Origin of the sequence: Streptomyces sp. NPDC012794 (genome assembly GCF_042901085.1) — a bacterium.
Taxonomy (GTDB): domain Bacteria; phylum Actinomycetota; class Actinomycetes; order Streptomycetales; family Streptomycetaceae; genus Streptomyces.
The window spans coordinates 129,154-143,870 of the sequence record NZ_JBIBCI010000011.1 but is presented as its reverse complement, the minus strand read 5'-3'; the positions used below and the strand labels follow the sequence as shown (position 1 = coordinate 143,870).

The window sequence follows — 14,717 nt, the reverse complement described above, 5'->3', positions numbered from 1 at the left end:
GATTCTGCCCGGCGTACGACGGCCCGGCCACCCCGCCCCCGCCGCGGCTCAGTTGGAGGGCGACGGCGAGGGGTCCGCGCGCAGCCGTACGCCCACGACGGCCAGTCGTCCGTCGGTGCGGATCACGCAGTCCACGGGGTGCGCGGTCAAGGCCGCGTCGTGAAGGCCGAGTTCGATGTCGCCGTCCGGGTCCCCGGGCCGGTGGAGGACCGCCCGCCCCTCCAGGGCGGCCACGAGCAGGGTCTCGTCCGGCCGGGCGGCGAGGGCGAGTTCGCCGCGCACGACGGCGGTGCGGGCGCGGACCTGGTCCCGGCGGTACATCACGTTGAAGTTGACGACCGGGCCGGCCAGCAGCCGGCAGTCGGTCGCCCGGTCCCCCGGGAAGCGCCGGGGCGCGTGGCGCTCGTCGACGAGGCGTCGTTCGCCCCCGACCGTGAGGTCCATGCCCGCGCCCTCGGCCAGGGTGAGGATCCGGTCGACGCCGGGGAAGTACGAGAAGGACCCGTCGGCCTCCACCTCCGCGAGGCTGACCCGCCAGGCGAAGCCGGCGGTCCCCGCGCCCTCGGGCCAGGCCGCGATCTCGCGGGTGACACCGCCGCGGTTCTTCCACGGCACGGCCGTACGGTCGGCGGCGCGCAGGATCCGGATCTCGGCGGGGCCGGGCATGGCGGGGGCTTCCTTCCCTCGGGTGCGTACCGCCTCGAGCCTAGGCCCTGTCGTCAAAGTGGCGCCGGTCAGGCCCGCGGCGGCCGGTGCCGTGCATCGCAAGGCGGAGGGGCGCCCGAGTACCGGACGTACTCGGGTGCCCCGACAACGCGGCGAGGTGCGTTGCCGGACGCCGCGGGACAGGCGGGACTTTGACGACAGGGCCCAGGGGGTGGGTGCGGGAGGGGGCGCGGGCGGGTCAGCGCAGGATTCCCGCCTGCCGGGCCGCCCGCAGCCAGGAGGGGAACTCCGACAGGAGCCGGTCGTACAGGTCCTGGTCCGAGACCTTGTCGATGTCGTCGACGGCGAAGAAGCCGACGTTGTCGACGCGGCGCCCGGGCATGGTGTCGAAGCGTTCCAGTACGCCGAAGCCGGCGCGGCCGAGGCCGACGAACTGCCAGAACACCGGCTCCTCGACGGCCGCCCGCAGTTCCCGCTCGATCTCGTCGTTGCGGTACACCCCGCCGTCGGAGAAGAAGAGGACCAGGGTCGGGGCGGGCACGGGGTGGCAGCGCACGAAGTCCCGTACCTCGGCGATGACCTTCTGCTCCTCGTTCTGGAAGCCGACCTGCCGCATGTCGACCTGGCCCGGGAGCAGCCCCTTGGCCGGCTTCTTGCGGCCGAAGAGGCTCATCTGGCCGATGCGTACGTGCAGCCGCAGCCACTCGGGCAGGTCGCCGACGGCGAGGTCCGGCAGCCGGGCGGGGTTGGTGGCGAAGGTCCAGGCCTGCATTTCGCCGTCGTCGTCGAGCTGCGCGGCGACGGCCGCCATCCGCTCGACCACGCTCGCGACGGTGCCGCGCGTGTAGAGGGCGCTCATCGACCCGGAGGCGTCGAGGACCAGGATCACGCGGGCGGTGACGCCCTGGGCGCCGGCCTTGCTCAGGCTGACGGCCACCTGTTTCTTGCGCAGTGACAGGCGCCCCCGCATGTCCTCCGGAAGCCACTCCTCGCCCTTGACGAGCCGTACGACCGCCTCACCCGCACCGGCGGCGGGCACGGGAGGGCGGGGCGCGGGCGCGGGCGCGGGAGCCGGGCGGGACGCAGGGGCGGGAGCCGGCGTGGAGGCCCGGCGGGGAGCAGGCGCGGGGGCACGCCGGGGCACGGGCGCGGGGGCGGCCGCGGGGGCCGGCGCGTCGTCCACGGTGATGCCGTAGTCGGTGGCGAGTCCCGCGAGGCCGCTCGCGTACCCCTGGCCGACGGCGCGGAACTTCCACGCGCCGGCCCGCCGGTAGAGCTCGCCGCTCACGAAGGCGGTCTCCGGCCCGGCCTCCATGTCGAAGCGGGCCAGTTCGGCGCCGGAGGCGGCGTCCAGCAGGCGCAGGTGCAGACCCGGGACCCGGCCGAAGGTGCCGCCGTCGGCGGAGGCGCAGAGGACGACCCGCTCGATGTCCCCTTCCAGGGCGGCGAGGTCGACGTCGAGGGTGTCGGAGCCCGGCTGCTTGCCGAGGTGGCGTACGGCTCCGGAGGCGTGCCGGGGCTGGTTGTAGAAGACGAAGTCCCCGTCGGAGCGGACCCGTCCGGTGGCTGCCAGGAGCAGCGCGGAGGCGTCGACGTCGGGTACTCCGGGCCCGGCGGACCAGCCGAGCACGGCTCTGACCGAGGGGGCGGCGACCGGGAGGTTGGCGCCTTTGCTCATTGTCGTCACATCGGACAGTCTGCCCGGTGGTCCGGCTCCGCGGGGCCGAATGGGAACGGAAGCGGTGCTCGGACGCGGCCGGGGCCCGCACCTTCGGTGCGGGCCCCGGCGTCGCTCGGGCCGAGCGGGTCGATCAGCTCAGGCGGGAACGATGTTCTCGGCCTGCGGGCCCTTCTGGCCCTGGGTGACGTCGAAGTTCACCTTCTGGCCCTCCTGGAGCTCACGGTAGCCCTGGGTGGCGATGTTCGAGTAGTGGGCGAACACGTCGGCGCCGCCGCCGTCCTGCTCGATGAAGCCGAAGCCCTTTTCCGCGTTGAACCACTTCACGGTGCCGGACGCCATATCGATTCTCCTTCGGGGCCGTACCCGGAGCCGCACTGTGCGGACCCGGCGTCGCCGGGTTGATTGACCCCGTTCGAAGAACTCTGGGAACCACACCTGCAACTGTCCCGACCGTAGCACAAGGCACCCGCCTCATTGCGGAGCGTTACGTCGATCGGGCGTACGGGCCTCAGCCGCGGAAGTCGGCCGTGCGCTCGGGCGAGGCCTCGGCCAGGGCCCGGGTGACCGCCTCGACGCCGCCCCGGAGCCCGTAGACGGGCGTGTCGGGCTGCTGTCGCCAGGACTCGTCGAGGCCGCCCGCGTCGACGGTGTCGAAGCCGAGCTCGTCGATGAGCGCGCGGACCGTCTTCTTGGCCGCTTCGTCGTCACCGGCGACGGGGAGCGCGATCCGCTCGGGGTGTCCGGCCGGCCGCGGCCGGTCGATGATGTCGGCGGCGTAGGTGCCGTTGAAGGCCTTGACGACGGGGTGGCCCAGCCGGCGCTCGGTCCAGCGGCTCTCGGTCAGGCCCTCGTCCTCGACGGCGGCGATCCGGCCGTCGCGCTGCCGCGGGTAGTAGTTGCCGGTGTCGATGACGATGAAGCCGTCGGCCGCCCCGTCGAAGAGCCCGGCGGGCAGGTCGGGGATGTTCTTGAAGGGGATGGTGACCACCACGATCTCGGCGCCGTGCGCCGCCTCGGCGACCGTGACGGCGGTGGCGCCGGTCTCCTCCGCGAGGGCCGTGAGGGTCTGCGGTCCGCGGGAGTTGGCGACGCGGACCTGGTGTCCGAGCGAGGTGAGCCGGCGGGTGAGGTTGCCGCCGATGTTGCCGGCGCCGATGATGCCGATCTTCATGAGCCCTCCATTGCGTACGGAAATGCGTGCGACCCCTGCCCCAACCCTTCGCCCGGCCGCCGCATTCCGCGCCGGCACGCCATGGCTCCGTGATGGCCCGTACGGGTGAAATCCCGCCATTTATCCCTTCGGTGTCAACCGACGGGTGAGCGGGACCCGTCCTTCCCTGCGGGGCCGGGGACCGTACCGGCCCGCACCCAGCACGGGGAAAGGTACCGATCGATGCCCAAGCTCCCGACCAAGCGCACCCTCTCCATCGCCCTCGCGGCCACCGCGGGCGCCGCAGCCCTCTCCTTGGCCCTCGTCTCCACCACCTCGGCGACCGCCGCCGCGCCGCCGTCCGTCTCCGGCAGCCCGGAGGGGGCCTTCACCCGGATCGCCGATTTCTACGGCTCGTACGTCGACGCGATGTACGACGGGGACGGCGTGACGGCCGACCGGCTGCGCTCCTTCTACCTCTCCGAGCCCCTCCAGCGGGAGCTGAGGCAGTGGGAGGACACCCACCACGCCAACGGCGTGCTGCGCGCGCAGAACGTTCCGGTCGAGTGGAAGGTGACCTCCACGGGCAGCGGGGCGGGCAAGACCAACGCCACGGTCACCCTGACCTGGAGCGCAAGTTCCACGACCCAGATCCGGGTGCAGGCCGACCTGCGGACGAAGAAGATCACGGCCATCACGGACTGACCCGGTCCCCGTGACGCGAGCGGGGCCCGCCACCCGGCGGGCCCCGCTCGTCCGTCTTCCGCTCGCGGCGGGGCGCCCTTACGCGCCGCTCGCCCCGAGCATCTCCTCGCGCTCCACGATCTTCACGCGCTCACGGCCCTGCGGCTCGCCCAGCGCCTTCTCGGCGGCGTCCAGCCGGTACCAGCCCTCCCAGGTGGTGTACCGGACCTGCCGCTCGGCGAGGAAGGCCTCGACCGCCTCCGGCTCGGGGGTCGCGGGGGTGAGCAGGCGCCCCTGGGCGTGGTCGGCCAGCAGGTTGGCGACGGTCTCGTTCGCGTCGCCCTTGGTGTGGCCGATCAGGCCGATGGGGCCGCGCCGGATCCAGCCGGTGACGTACGTCGAGGCGAGGTGCTCGCCGTTCTCGATGACCCGGCCGCCCTCGTCGGGCACCGTGCCGGACTCCACGTCCCAGGGCAGCTTGGGCAGTTCGTCGGAGAGGTAGCCGACGGCGCGGTAGACGGACTGGACGTCCCAGGTGGTGAACTGTCCGGTGCCCCTGACGTTGCCGGTGCCGTCCAGCTCGGTGCGCTCGGTGCGCAGGCCGACGACCTTGCCGTCCTCGCCGAGGATCTCGGCGGGGGACTCGAAGAAGTGCAGGAACAGTTTGTGGGGGCGGTCGCCGATGTCGCGGATCGCCCAGTTCTCGAGGGTCTTGGCGACCATGTCCGCCTGCTTGTTGGAGCGGCGGGTGGTGATCGAGCCCTCGTCGTAGTCGATGTCCTCGGGGTTGACGATGACCTCGATGTTCGGCGAGTGGTCGAGCTCGCGCAGCTCCATCGGGCTGAACTTGGCCTGCGCCGGACCCCGGCGGCCGAAGACGTGGACCTCCAGGGCCTTGTTGGCCTTGAGGCCGTCGTAGACGTTCGGCGGGATCTCGGTCGGGAGCAGCTCGTCGGCGGTCTTGGCGAGGATGCGGGCGACGTCGAGGGCGACGTTGCCGACGCCGAGGACCGCGACCTTCTCGGCCTCCAGCGGCCAGGTGCGCGGCACGTCGGGGTGGCCGTCGTACCAGGAGACGAAGTCGGCGGCGCCGTAGGAGCCGTCGAGGTCGACGCCGGGGATGCTGAGCGCCCGGTCCGCGGTGGCGCCGGTGGAGAAGACAACGGCGTCGTAGAAGGCGTGGAGCTCGTCGAGCGAGATGTCGTTCGGGTAGTCGACATTGCCGAAGAGGCGGACCTGCGGCTTGTCGAGCACCTGGTGCAGGGCGGTGATGATGCCCTTGATGCGGGGGTGGTCGGGGGCGACCCCGTAGCGGATGAGGCCGAAGGGCGCGGGCATCCGTTCGAAGAGGTCGATGGACACGCCGGGGTCGGCCGCCGCCTCGGACTTCAGCAGCGCGTCGGCCGCGTAAATACCGGCGGGGCCGGCACCGACGATTGCTACCCGCAGAGAGCGAGGCATGACTGGGTTCCCTTCGACCGACAATCTGACTGATCAAGGAAACCCTAAACTAAGGCCACCCTAACCCGGCACCCGCCCCCGGGTTATGACCCCATAATCGAATCTTATGGCTTGCCAAAGGCTGACTTTTGGCTGACCGCGGCCTCCCCGCCGGCCCCTCCGCTGACGTGCGACGCGCCCGTCCGCTCAGGCCTCGTACTGGGTGAGGTCGATGCTGTGGAGGCTGAGCCGGTCCCCGGTCCGCGGGTCGGAGGCCTGCCCGTCCTCCTCCATGCCGAGCTTGCGGATCACGTTCGCGGACTCGTCGTTGCCGAGCCGGTTGACGGCGACGACGCGGTCCAGACCCCGGTCCTGAAGGGCGAACTCCAGGACCGTCTGGGCCGCTTCGGAGGCGTAGCCCTGGCCCCAGAAGGGCCGGCCCAGCCGCCAGGTGATCTGTACCTGGTGCCGCGTCTCGGGCAGGTCGTCCGCGGCCGACAGCCCCACGGCCCCGATCAGCTCGCCGGAGGCCAGGAGCTCGACGGCGAACACGCCGAAGCCCTCGTCGTCCCACTCCTCCTCCCAGCGCTCGATGGCTTCGGCGGTCTCCTCCAGGTCGAGGGCGGAGCCGTCGCCGATCCAGCGCATCACTTCCGGGTCTGCGTTGATCTCCGAGAGGGGAACGAGGTCGTCGTCGGTCCAGCGGCGGAGGAGGAGGCGGGGGGTGCGGATCTCGGTCATGCGCACATCCTGCCGAACGGGGTCCGGCCAGGGGTAATCGGCCCACCGCCCGCGCCCCGCCCCGGGCGCGGTGACCGCGTCGGGCCTCCGGGTCAGTCCGGCAGGCCGGTGCCGCAGCGGGAGCAGTAGCGGGCCCCGGAATCGGTGGCGAGCCGGCCGCAGTCCGGGCAGACCCGGTGCAGCAGGCAGGCCGTCTCGCCGCCCTCGGCGGCGTCGACCGGCCGCCCGGCGGTGCCGATGCCGAGCCCGGGGCGCCGGGTGTGGACGGTGAGGTACGTCAGCCCCTGCGGGCCGGCGGTCAGGGAGCGCCGGGCGCCGCGCGCGAGCCAGCAGGCGGTGTGGGGGCGCAGCGGGTGCGGGCCGTCCTCGGTGTCGATCCGCCCGCCGCCCTCCACCACGACGAGCAGGACGTCGAGGGCGGGCTCGGCGTGCTCCGCGATGGCCGCGCCCGGACGCAGCCGGATCAGGTTGGAGTCCAGGCCGCGCCCGGTTCCGGTCAGCCGCCACAGGGCGCCGGTCGCGTCGGCGGGGGCTCCGGCGATCACCTCGTCGAGGTCCGTCAGGATCCCGGTGAGCTGGGGATGCGTGGTCATTGCTGGTCCTTCCCTGCCTGGAGCACGTGCCTCCGCAGTCATACACGATCGCGGGCGGCCATTTCCGGCCGATCCGCTCTTTGCACTCCGACTGCCCGGGGTCCCGGCGGCCGCACCCCGGCGACCGCCTCCGTCCGTCCGGCCGATATGGTCGTGTCCGGATTGCGCCGGCCCCACCCGGTTCGGACGCGAGGCCCGGCCGGCGGTCGATCACCGCCCGGGCACGGCCGCTCCCGCCTCCCCGCCCCGCCCGTACCGGAAACCTGCCCCGCATGCACCCCAGCACCACCACCGCCGCTCCCGCCCCTGACCCCGCCCCGCGCAGGCGCCTGATCACGCCCCGGGCCCCGGCCCGCCCGAGCGCGGTCGCCGCCTTCCACAGCGTCAGCGCCGCGACCACCGTGCTGCTGGGCCTCGTCGCGATCGGCGCGGCGATCCACGAGCCGGTACTGATACCCCCGCTGGCCGCGAGCGCGGCGCTGGTGCACAGCGCGCCCACCCTGCCCCTGGCCCAGCCGCGCGGAGTGGTCATCGGGCACCTCCTGGGCGCGGCGGCCGGCTTCGCGGTCCTGGCCATGGCGGGCAGCAGCGCCTGGGCGGCCGCCCTGGCCGCCGGGCTCACCCTGGCCCTGCTGACGCTGGCCCGCACGCCGCACTCCCCGGCGGTGGCGACCGCCGTGGTGACGGTGCTCCAGACCCCCGATCCGGCCCGGTTCGTCCCCCTGCTCCTCGGGTCCACCGTGCTGCTGGTCCTGACCGGATACGCCGGTTCGCGCATCCGCCGTACCGCGCCGAGGTACCCCGCGTACTGGTGGTGATCCGCTGGCGCGCCTGCGCCGCGGCGAGGGGGCGCGGGCGCTACTCCTTGAGGTGTGGACATTTCTACGAAGGACGTCTTCGGGGCCCCCTGCTGGGTGAGTCTGATGGCCCGTGACCTGGAGGCGTCCCAGCGCTTCTACGGGGCGGTCGTCGGCTGGAGCTTCCGGCGGGCCAGGCTCGGCTCCGCCTTCTCGGTCGCCGTGGTGGACGACGTGCCCGTCGCCGGAATCGGGGCGCTCGCCACGGATCTGGCGGTGGCGGTGGCCTGGACCCCGTACTTCGCGGTCGACGACGTCGACGTGGCGACGGCCCGGGTCCGCGAGCGCAGCGGCACGGTCGGGGTGGGCCCGGTCTCCTTCCCCGGGGGCGGGCGGGCGGCGCTGGTCGCCGATGTGGACGGCGCGGCCTTCGGGGTCTGGCAGGGGCCCGTCTCAGCGGGCTGGCGCGTGGGGGTGGGACCCGCCCCGGCGTGGCTGGAGCTGCGGACCAGGAACGCGTTCGACGCCGCGTTGTTCTACGGCGAGGTGCTGGAGTGGGCCTCGGGCCGTGAGGGGTGCTGCGAGGTCTCGTACGAGGACGAGCGGGTCGTCCTGCGGCAGGGCGGGGAGCCGGTGGCCCGGCTGGACAGCGGCCCCGTGGAGCAGGGCGCCTACACCCCGCACACCCGGCCCCGCTGGCACGTCCACTTCCGGGTGGCGGACCTGGACTCCGCCGTCGAGTGGGCCGTCGACCTCGGCGGACGGGCCGTTTCGGTGGTCACCACGGACGGTGCCGTGCGCTCGATCGCGCTCCGCGACCCGGACGGCGCCCTCTTCACGCTCACGGAGCGGGTCGCGCCGCCCGGACCGCAGGACGGCGCGCGCTGACGGGGTCCGCTCGCCTGACCCCGGGCCCGCGGGGACACTGGGTCCTGGAGGAGGTACGCGATGGACCCGGTGGCGGCGCTGGACCGGATCGCCTTCCTGCTGGAGCGCGCTCAGGCCCCGACCTACCGGGTACGGGCCTTCCGTACCGCTTCGGCGGCCGTGGCGCACCTGGGCGAGCGGGAGACGGCCGAGCGGGTGGCGGCGGGCTCGCTGGAAGCGGTGAAGGGCATCGGGCCCAAGACGGCCAAGGTGGTGCGCGAGGCGCTGGCCGGGGGGATCCCCGAGTACCTGGGCGTCCTGGAGGAGGAGGCCGCGGCGATGCCGCACGGGCCGCCCGCCTCCCCCGCCGCCACCGCGCTGCGCGCCGCCCTGCGCGGGGACTGCCACCTGCACTCGGACTGGTCGGACGGCGGGAGCCCCATCGAGGCGATGGGACGGGCGGCGGCGGAACTGGGCCACGAGTGGGCGGTGCTGACGGACCACTCGCCGAGCCTGAAGGTGGCCCGGGGCCTGTCGCCGGAGCGGTTGCGCGAACAGCTGCGGGTGGTGGCCGAGCTGAACGAGGCGTGGGCCCCTTTCCGGCTGCTCACCGGCATCGAGTGCGACATCCTCCTCGACGGCTCGCTCGACCAGGAGCCGGAACTGCTGGAAGGGCTCGACCTGGTGGTGGGCTCCGTCCACTCGAAGCTGCGGATGGAGTCGCCCGCGATGACGCGGCGGCTGCTCAAGGCCGTGCGCAACCCTCTGATGGACGTCCTCGGGCACTGCACGGGGCGGTTGGTGACCGGCCGGACCCGCCCCGAGTCCGCCTTCGACGCCGAGGCCGTCTTCGCCGCCTGCGCGGAGTCCGGCACGGCCGTGGAGATCAACAGCCGTCCCGAGCGGCTCGACCCGCCCCGGCGGCTGCTGCGCCTGGCCGTCGGGGCAGGCACCCTCTTCGCGATCGACACCGACGCGCACGCCCCCGGCCAGCTGGACTGGCAGATCCTGGGCTGTGAGCGGGCGGCCGAGTGCGGGGTGCCCGCCGAACGCGTGGTCAACACCTGGCCCGCTGACCGGCTGCTCGCCTGGACGCGCTCCGCGTAGTCCGGGCCCGGCGGGGCCGAGAACGGCACGGGACGGGCCCCCGGCCGCGCCGTGCGCCGCCGGGGGCCCGTCGGGTCCGTCAGGGTCAGCCTTCCGCGCCGGGCGGCGGGCGACGGTACGTCAGGTCCAGGCCGGCCTGGACCGCCGCGGCGCCGGCGCATGCGCAGCGGCCTCCGTCCCCACTGCGCCGTTCGAGGCGGGCAAACGGGGGGCGCCCCGGCGTGTCCGCGCCCCGGGCCGGACACGCCGGGGGCCAAGACGGCCCGGGACGGCGCGGCCGGGTCACAGTGGCCCGACCGACCCGTCGAGGAGGGGGCAGCCGTGCCGGATCCCCGACCCGCCCGCGGCGCGCGCGTCCGCCGCCGGCCGCTGGGCGCGCCGCTGGCCGCGCTGGTCCTGCTCTGCGCGGCCGGCTCGGGGCCGCCCGCCGCCGTGGCCGTGGCCGGCGAGGGCGAGCGGCCCGTGGTCCGGACCGCCGAGGGACCCGTACGGGGGCGCGCGCACGGGGCGTACGACACGTTCCAGGGGATCCCGTACGCGGCCCCGCCGACCGGTCCACTGCGCTGGCGGCCGCCGCGGCCCGCGCCGCACCGGACGGGGGTGCTCGACGCGGGGGCGCCGGGGGCTCCCTGCGCCCAGTTGCCGCCGCTCGGCCCGGGCGGGCCGTCCGGCTCGGAGGACTGCCTCTTCCTGAACGTCACCGTCCCCGCGGGGCGGGGACGCGGCCGGCCGGTGATGGTGTGGTTCCACGGCGGCGGCTTCCGCGTCGGCTCGGCGGACACGTACCGGCCGGAGCCGCTGGCGGTGCGGGGCGACGCCGTGGTGGTCACGGTCAACTACCGGCTCGGCGTCTTCGGCTTCTTCGGCCACCCGGAGCTGGGCGGCGCGCCGGACTTCGGGCTCGCCGACCAGCAGGCGGCGCTGCGCTGGGTACGGGCGAACGCGGCCCGCTTCGGCGGCGATCCGGAGCGGGTCACCGTGTTCGGGGAGTCCGCGGGCGGGCTCAGCGTCTGCGCGCACCTGGTCTCCCCCGGCTCGGCCGGCCTGTTCCAGCGGGCGATCGTGCAGAGCGGATCCTGCTCGACGACCATCCCGCCGTACTCCTTGCTGCCGACGCTGGGGACGTACGAGCCGTTCGTGCCCGAGGAGCGCACGGTCTCGGCCGGCGCGGCCGCGGCCGGCGCGCTCGGCTGCGGCGGCCGGCCGGCGGGCCGGGTGCTCGACTGCCTGCGCGGGCTGGAGACGGGGCGGCTGCTGACGGCGGAGCTGATGGAGCGGTTCTCCGGGGTCGCGTACGGCAATGCCCTGCTGCCGGCCGAGCCGGCGCGGGCGTTGGTCTCGGGGCGTTTCCACCGGGTGCCGGTGATGCAGGGCAGCAACCTCGACGAGATGCGGATCTTCCTCAGGCAGACCCTGGCCGCGTATCCGGTGGAGGGGGCGGAGGGCTACCGGGAGCGGCTGCGGGTCTCCTTCGGTGCGGCGGCCCCCGCCGTGGAAGCGGCCTATCCGCCGGACCGCTTCGCGACGCCCGCGCTGGCCTGGGCCGCGGTGCTCTCCGACGCGTCCTTCACCTGCCCCACGCTGCGGGACGGCCGTGCGCTGGCCCGGCACGTGCCGGTGTACGGCTACCTCTTCAGTGACAGGACGGCGCCCAATTTCACCGGACTGCCCGAGCCGGCCGGCTTTCCGTACGGCGCGGCGCACGGCTTCGAACTGTCCTACCTGTTCACGATGGCGGAGCTGACGGAGCCCCAGCGCGCCCTGTCCGGCCGGATGACGGACTACTGGACGCGCTTCGCCCGCACCGGTTCACCGAACGCGCCGGACTCCCCCCTCTGGCCCCGGTTCGCGCCGCCCGCCCCCTCCGTGCTGCGCCTGGCGCCGGGCGCGGGCGGTATCCGGCGGATCGACCCGGCGGCCGCGCACCACTGCGCCCTCTGGGACGGCCTGCCCGCCCCCGCGTCCCCCGCCTCCGGGGCGGGCCGGTGACGGCCGGACCGGGCGGGGCGCCGCCTCCGGGCGGTCGCCCGGGGGCGGGGGTTCAGAGCCTGACGTCCCAGGCGACCGTGGAGACCAGGGTGCGCGCGATCTCGGGGTCGCGGACCGAGGGGGTGCGGTCCCGCACGCTGACCGACAGCCTGTGGCCGCGCAGGTCGAGCAGCCACAGCTCGGCCACCCGGACCTCGCTGCGGCCCGCGAACCGCTTGAGCTCCCGGCCGTCGAGGTACCAGCGCACCTCCGGCTCGCGCCCGTCGGCCCCGTACAGGCGCGGGACGGCCACCTCGGCGGCGTCCCCCAGGCGCAGGGTGCGGTCGGTGGGGGTGAGCGGCGTCGCCAGGCGGGCGTGCCGGTGGAATCCGGCGATCATCGCCTCGACGCCGGGGAGGTTGAAGGGCTTGCCCAGGATCCGCATCAGGGAGTTGTCCGTGGGCCGGTAGAGGCCGGTGACGTAGTAGCCGCCGCCCTCGTACGCGCCGACCGTGCCGCCGTCGGGGGAGGTCTCGCCGAGCCAGCGGTGCCACTTGGCCCGCTCCCGGGCCATCCGGGAGGCGTCCAGGGTGGAGGTGTTGATGTCGGCGGGCTCGCGGCCGGTGTACTTCTCGTAGCCGGGGACGCCCGGGTAGAAGTACTCGTCGGCGAGCTTCCCGAGGGAGTGGCCGGTCTCGTGGATGGCGACCTGCCCGGACTTGGGGTGGCCGGCGGACGCGGTGGAGATGCCCTCGTAGCCGAGGGTGGCGCTCGGCTCGTTGTATCCCGCGCCGCCGTACTTGGCGCTGTTGGCGAGGACGATCACCAGGTCGGCGGCGGGCGCCTTGGCGACGTACGCGTCGACCTTGGGCTGGTCCACGCAGAGCAGCCGCTCGATGGACTCGCACCAGAAGGAGGAGCCGAGCGCGGTGTCCCGGACGGTGTCCTGGGCCGGGTCGCCGGAGACCCCGGACTGGGCGGACACCGCGTCCACGGTCCACACGTTGAAGAGGTCGCGGTAGGTGGTGTACGGCTCGACGGCCGTGACCTCGGCCCATTTGGCCCGGGCGTCGGTGTGGAAGCGGTCCAGCTCGCCCTCGGTGTAGCCGTCACCGATCACGACCACGTCCAGCCGGTCCGCGGTGGGGCCGTTGTCGATCATTTTGGTGACCCGGCCGTCGGCGGCGCGTGCGGCCTCGGAGAGCCGGGGCGCGGCCTTCGCCGGTCCGGCCGCCGGCACCAGGACGTGGCCGGATCCGGCGTCGCCCCCGTGTTCCGGCCCGGGTATCTCGACCTCCACACCGGTCCGGCGGGGCGGGTCGGCGGCTGCCGGGGGCGCGGGGACGGCGGCCAGGAGCGCGGCGCTCGCGCAGGCCGCGGCGAGCGCCGTGCGCAGGGCCGGCCGGACGGTTCGCCTCATGAAGTCCTCCGTGGGGGAAGGGAGTCGGGGGCACGGTTAAGCGAGTGGTTAAGTCTGCTGAACCGGCTGCTTAAACTAGGTGGCGGGCGAGGCGGTGCGCAATGGCCGACGGCCGTTGAATACTGGGGAGTTGAGACACCCAGGGTGACAACAGGGGGAGTTCATGGACGAACCGGCCGAGATCGGGCGCCGGGTGCAGCGGCTCCGCGCCGAACGCGGTCTGACGCAGCGGCAGTTGGCCGAACCGGCGTACACCCCGGCGTACGTGTCCACCCTGGAGGCCGGCAAGGTGCGGCCCTCGGAGACCGCGCTGCGCTTCCTCGCCGAACGGCTCGGCACCTCGTACGAGGAGCTCGCCACGGGGCGCCCCGCGCACCTGGCCACCGAACTGCGGCTCGCCCTCACCGACGCGCAGCGCATCCTGGCCACCGGCTCGGCGCAGGAGGCCGCGGCGCACTTCCGGCGGCTGCTGGCCGAGGCCGAGCGGCTGGACCTGACCGACGAGCGGGCCGAGGCCCTGCTCGGGCTCGGCGACTGCGCGCTGGAGTCCGGTGAACTGACGGAGGCGGCAGGTCACTTCGAGGCGGCGGAGCTGCTGCTGGCGGACGAGCCGCTGCCCCGCCGGGCCCGGGCGGTCCGGGGGCGCGCCGTCGCGCACCTGCTGGCCGGGGAGCTGCGGTACGCCTGCTACCTGCTGGAGTCGGCGATCGACGCGCTGAACTCCGGCGGACTCGGGGACCCGGAGGCGCTGGTGCTGCTGTACTCGGCGGTCATCGGCCCGTACATCGACATGGGCGCGCACGCCCGCGCGGCCCATGCCGCGGAAATCGCGCTGGCGCTGGCTCCGCAGGTCGGGGATCCGGCGCTGGTGGCGGGGATGCACCGGCAGGTCGCGCGGACCTTCCTGACCGAGGGCCGGGTGGCCGATGCCGACGCCTCCCTGGCGAAGGCCCAGGCCGTCTACCGGCAGCTGCGGCTGCGCACCGATCTGGCGCACTGCCACTGGATGCGCGGCTACGTCCAGGCGCAGCACGGGGAACTGGGCGCGGCGGAACGGGAGCTGCGGATCGCCCGGGAGATGCTGACGGCGCGGCGGGCGGCGCTGTACACCGCGCAGGTGGAGGTGGAGCTGGCCGATGTGCTGCGCCGTCTGGGCCGGTACGAGGAGGCCGCGGAGCTGGTGTCGGGGCTGCTGGAGGAGGGGTCGGACCCGGGAGCGGTGCACGCGGGCGGCGCGCACCGGCTGCTGGGGCTGATCGCGCAGGAACGGGGGGACACCGAGGCCGCCGAGGAGCACTTCGTCCGGGCGCTGGCCCTGCTGGAGCGCAGCGGGGCGGACGGTGACCTGGCGGACCTGTGCCGGCTGCTGGGCGACCTGCTGCGCCGGTCGGGGCGTGCGGAGGCGGCGATGGACGCCTACCGCACCGGACTCGGGTACCGCTCGGCGCCCGGCACGACCACCCTGGGCCCGGCTCCGGCCGCCCCGGCGCACACGGCACCGCTCCCGGCGCCGCGCTGAGGCGGTGCGGGAGCGGTGCGGGCGTCACGCGGTCGCGGCGGTGCGGGCGCGCCGCGGGGGCGTGACCCCGTCGCGGCCGGGCGG

Annotated in this window: 14 protein-coding genes; 6 read left to right on the top strand and 8 right to left on the bottom strand. The window is 74.6% G+C overall.

Going from position 1 to position 14,717, the window contains the following annotated elements; genetic code table 11:
• Window positions 1–48: 48 nt before the first annotated feature.
• The 4 genes from ACFY7H_RS21665 to ACFY7H_RS21650 all read right to left on the bottom strand — a co-directional run bounded on the left by ACFY7H_RS21665 (window position 49) and on the right by ACFY7H_RS21650 (window position 3,518).
• On the bottom strand, window positions 49–666 hold the full coding sequence (locus ACFY7H_RS21665) for a HutD family protein (RefSeq protein WP_388940248.1): 618 nt from the start codon (window positions 664–666) through the stop codon (window positions 49–51).
• A 238-nt stretch (window positions 667–904) separates the two neighbouring features.
• Window positions 905–2,344, bottom strand: coding sequence for a VWA domain-containing protein (locus tag ACFY7H_RS21660; RefSeq protein ID WP_388940247.1), 1,440 nt, complete (start codon window positions 2,342–2,344; stop codon window positions 905–907).
• A gap of 138 nt (window positions 2,345–2,482) precedes the next feature.
• On the bottom strand, window positions 2,483–2,686 hold the full coding sequence (locus tag ACFY7H_RS21655) for a cold-shock protein (protein WP_007268031.1): 204 nt from the start codon (window positions 2,684–2,686) through the stop codon (window positions 2,483–2,485).
• 169 nt (window positions 2,687–2,855) lie between these two features.
• Window positions 2,856–3,518 (bottom strand): NADPH-dependent F420 reductase, encoded by a 663-nt coding sequence (locus tag ACFY7H_RS21650; protein ID WP_388940245.1) that lies wholly within the window; start codon window positions 3,516–3,518, stop codon window positions 2,856–2,858.
• 222 nt (window positions 3,519–3,740) lie between these two features.
• Between ACFY7H_RS21650 and ACFY7H_RS21645 the strand changes: the two genes are divergently transcribed.
• A complete protein-coding gene (locus ACFY7H_RS21645; protein WP_388940243.1) occupies window positions 3,741–4,202 on the top strand; it encodes a hypothetical protein in 462 nt (153 codons plus the stop codon).
• Between the two features lie 78 nt (window positions 4,203–4,280).
• Here the strand turns inward: ACFY7H_RS21645 and ACFY7H_RS21640 are convergent, their stop codons facing one another.
• From ACFY7H_RS21640 to ACFY7H_RS21630, 3 genes are all read right to left on the bottom strand, one after another.
• A complete protein-coding gene (locus ACFY7H_RS21640) occupies window positions 4,281–5,642 on the bottom strand; it encodes an FAD-dependent oxidoreductase (RefSeq protein WP_388940241.1) in 1,362 nt (453 codons plus the stop codon).
• Between the two features lie 186 nt (window positions 5,643–5,828).
• Window positions 5,829–6,362 (bottom strand): GNAT family N-acetyltransferase, encoded by a 534-nt coding sequence (locus tag ACFY7H_RS21635; RefSeq protein ID WP_388940240.1) that lies wholly within the window; start codon window positions 6,360–6,362, stop codon window positions 5,829–5,831.
• Between the two features lie 92 nt (window positions 6,363–6,454).
• Window positions 6,455–6,955, bottom strand: coding sequence for a hypothetical protein (locus tag ACFY7H_RS21630; protein WP_388940238.1), 501 nt, complete (start codon window positions 6,953–6,955; stop codon window positions 6,455–6,457).
• Window positions 6,956–7,227: 272 nt separating this feature from the next.
• Between ACFY7H_RS21630 and ACFY7H_RS21625 the strand changes: the two genes are divergently transcribed.
• The 4 genes from ACFY7H_RS21625 to ACFY7H_RS21610 all read left to right on the top strand — a co-directional run bounded on the left by ACFY7H_RS21625 (window position 7,228) and on the right by ACFY7H_RS21610 (window position 11,715).
• Entirely contained in the window at window positions 7,228–7,773 is a 546-nt protein-coding gene (locus tag ACFY7H_RS21625; RefSeq protein ID WP_388940236.1) for an HPP family protein, read from the top strand.
• 105 nt (window positions 7,774–7,878) lie between these two features.
• Window positions 7,879–8,640, top strand: coding sequence for a VOC family protein (locus ACFY7H_RS21620; protein ID WP_388940380.1), 762 nt, complete (start codon window positions 7,879–7,881; stop codon window positions 8,638–8,640).
• 60 nt (window positions 8,641–8,700) lie between these two features.
• Window positions 8,701–9,726 carry a PHP domain-containing protein gene (locus ACFY7H_RS21615; protein WP_388940234.1) on the top strand — a complete coding sequence of 342 codons (1,026 nt, stop codon included), beginning with the start codon at window positions 8,701–8,703 and terminating at the stop codon, window positions 9,724–9,726.
• A 321-nt stretch (window positions 9,727–10,047) separates the two neighbouring features.
• Window positions 10,048–11,715: a carboxylesterase/lipase family protein gene (locus tag ACFY7H_RS21610; RefSeq protein WP_388940233.1), complete on the top strand. Its 1,668-nt coding sequence runs from the start codon at window positions 10,048–10,050 to the stop codon at window positions 11,713–11,715.
• Between the two features lie 52 nt (window positions 11,716–11,767).
• Here the strand turns inward: ACFY7H_RS21610 and ACFY7H_RS21605 are convergent, their stop codons facing one another.
• A complete protein-coding gene (locus ACFY7H_RS21605; RefSeq protein WP_388940231.1) occupies window positions 11,768–13,114 on the bottom strand; it encodes a M64 family metallopeptidase in 1,347 nt (448 codons plus the stop codon).
• Window positions 13,115–13,277: 163 nt separating this feature from the next.
• Between ACFY7H_RS21605 and ACFY7H_RS21600 the strand changes: the two genes are divergently transcribed.
• Window positions 13,278–14,633: a tetratricopeptide repeat protein gene (locus ACFY7H_RS21600; RefSeq protein WP_388940229.1), complete on the top strand. Its 1,356-nt coding sequence runs from the start codon at window positions 13,278–13,280 to the stop codon at window positions 14,631–14,633.
• Window positions 14,634–14,717 lie beyond the last annotated feature (84 nt).